The sequence below is a fragment of the Longimicrobium sp. genome, from assembly GCA_036389795.1.
GTDB lineage: Bacteria > Gemmatimonadota > Gemmatimonadetes > Longimicrobiales > Longimicrobiaceae > Longimicrobium.
In genome coordinates, this window is the sequence record DASVWD010000216.1 from 1 (window position 1) to 2320 (window position 2320).

Annotated in this window: 1 protein-coding gene; it reads left to right on the forward strand. The window is 76.3% G+C overall.

The annotated features are described in order from the left end of the window. Positions 1-2320, forward strand: a 2320-nt coding sequence (locus tag VF746_25385; protein HEX8695774.1) for an amino acid adenylation domain-containing protein, incomplete at both ends; no start/stop codon positions are given.

The window sequence follows — 2320 nt, forward strand, 5'->3', positions numbered from 1 at the left end:
AGGAGCAGGCGGAGCGGACGCCGGACGCCGTGGCCGTGGTCAGCGGGGAGGAGTCGCTGACCTACCGCGCGCTGGACGAGCGGGCGAACCGGCTGGCGCGCCACCTCGTCGGCCTGGGCGTGGGGCCGGAGGCGCGGGTCGGCGTCTGCCAGGCGCGCGGCCCGGAGATGATCGTCTCCCTCCTCGCCGTGCTGAAGGCGGGCGGGGCGTACGTGCCGCTGGACCCGGCCTATCCCGCCGAGCGGCTGGCGTTCACGGTCTCCGACTCCGGCGCCGCCGTGCTGCTGACGGAGGAGCCGCTGCGCGGGCTCCTCCCGGTCCCGGACGGCGTCCCGGTGGTCGTCGTCGACGGGGCGGCGCGCGCGGAGATCGCGGCGGAGAGCGCGGAGAACCCCGCGGGCGGAGCGGCGCCGGGGAGCCTCGCCTACCTGATCTACACCTCCGGCTCGACCGGCGTCCCGAAGGGCGTGGCCATCGAGCACAGGAGCGCGGTGGCGCTGCTGTCGTGGGGAAGGAGCGTCTACTCGGCCGACGAGCTGTCGGGGGTGCTGGCGTCGACGTCCATCTCCTTCGACCTCTCGGTCTACGAGCTGTTCCTCCCGCTCTCGGCGGGCGGGCGCGTGATCATGGTCGAGAACGCGCTGGCGCTCCCCCACTCGGCCGCCGCGGGCGAGGTGCGCCTGATCAACACCGTCCCCTCCGCGATCGCGGCGCTGCTGGAGAGCGGCGGCGTCCCGGCGGGCGTGACGACGGTGAACCTGGCCGGCGAGCCGCTGCGGTCGGAACTGGTCGACGCGCTGTACGCCGCCGGCGTCGAGCGGGTCTACGACCTCTACGGCCCGTCGGAAGACACCACCTACAGCACGTGCGCGCTGCGCCGCGCGGGCGGCCCGGCGACCATCGGCCGGCCGATCTCGAACACGCGGGCGTACGTCCTGGACGCCGGGATGCGGCCGGTGCCGGTGGGCGTCCCCGGCGAGCTCCACCTGGGCGGCCGCGGGCTAGCGCGCGGGTACCTGGGCCGTCCCGCTCTCACGGCGGAGCGCTTCGTCCCGGATCCGTTCGGCGCGGCCGGCGCCCGGCTGTACCGCACCGGCGACCGCGCGCGGTGGCGGGCGGACGGCACGCTGGAGTACCTGGGCCGCCTGGACGAGCAGGTGAAGGTGCGCGGCTACCGGATCGAGCCGGGCGAGATCGAGGCGGTGCTGCGCCGGCACGAGTCCGTGCGCGAGGGGGTGGTGGTGGCGCGCGAGGACGCGCCCGGCGACCGGCGGCTGGTGGCGTACGTGGTCGGCCGGGACGATTCCGAGCCGCAGCCGTCCGAGCTGCGCGCGCACCTCGCCGGGCGGCTCCCCGACTACATGGTGCCCTCCGCCTTCGTGGTCCTGGACCATCTCCCGCTCACTCCCAGCGGCAAGGTGGACCGCCGGGCGCTCCCCGCGCCCGACGCCGCGCGGCCGGAGGGGGATGCGGGGTACGCGGCGCCGCGCACCCGGGCCGAGGAGGTGCTGGCGGGGATCTGGGCCGAGGTGCTGGGGCTGGAGCGGGTGGGCGTCCACGACAACTTCTTCGAGCTGGGCGGCGACTCCATCCTTTCCATCCAGGTGGTGTCGCGCGCCCGCGCGGCGGGGCTGCGGATCACCCCGCGGCAGATCTTCGACCACCCCACGGCGGCGGAGCTGGCCGGGTGCGCAGGGCGCGAGGGCGAGGCCGACGCCGAGCAGGGGATCGTCCAGGGGCCGGTGGAGCTGACGCCGATCCAGCGCTGGTTCTTCGACCGGGCGAGCCCGGCGCCGCACCACTGGAACCTGTCGGTGCTCCTCGAGGTGCGGCGGCTCCCGGAGCCGGGGGTGCTGGAGCGGGCGGTGGCGCGGGTGGCGGCGCACCACGACGCGCTGCGCATGCGCTTCCGGCGCGAGGACGGCGAGTGGCGGCAGGAGAACGCGGGGCTCGAGGAGCGCCGGTGGACGGCGTGCGTCGACCTCTCGGGGCTCGGCGAGGAGGAGCAGCGGCGCGAGGTGGAGCGCGAGGCGGCTCGCCTGCAGGCGAGCCTCTCGCTGGTGGAGGGGCGGCTGCTGCGGGCGGTGGCGTTCGCCCGCGGGGAGGAGCGCGCCGGGCGGCTGCTGATCGTGGCGCACCACCTGGTGATGGACGGCGTCTCGTGGCGGGTGCTGCTGGAAGACCTGCGGCGGGCCTGCGAGGGCGCGGCGCTCCCGCCCAAGACCACCTCGTTCCGGCGCTGGGCCGCCCGGCTGGCCGAGCACGTCGCCGCCGGCGGCTTCGAGGACGAGCTCCCCTACTGGCTGGCCGACGAGCGCCA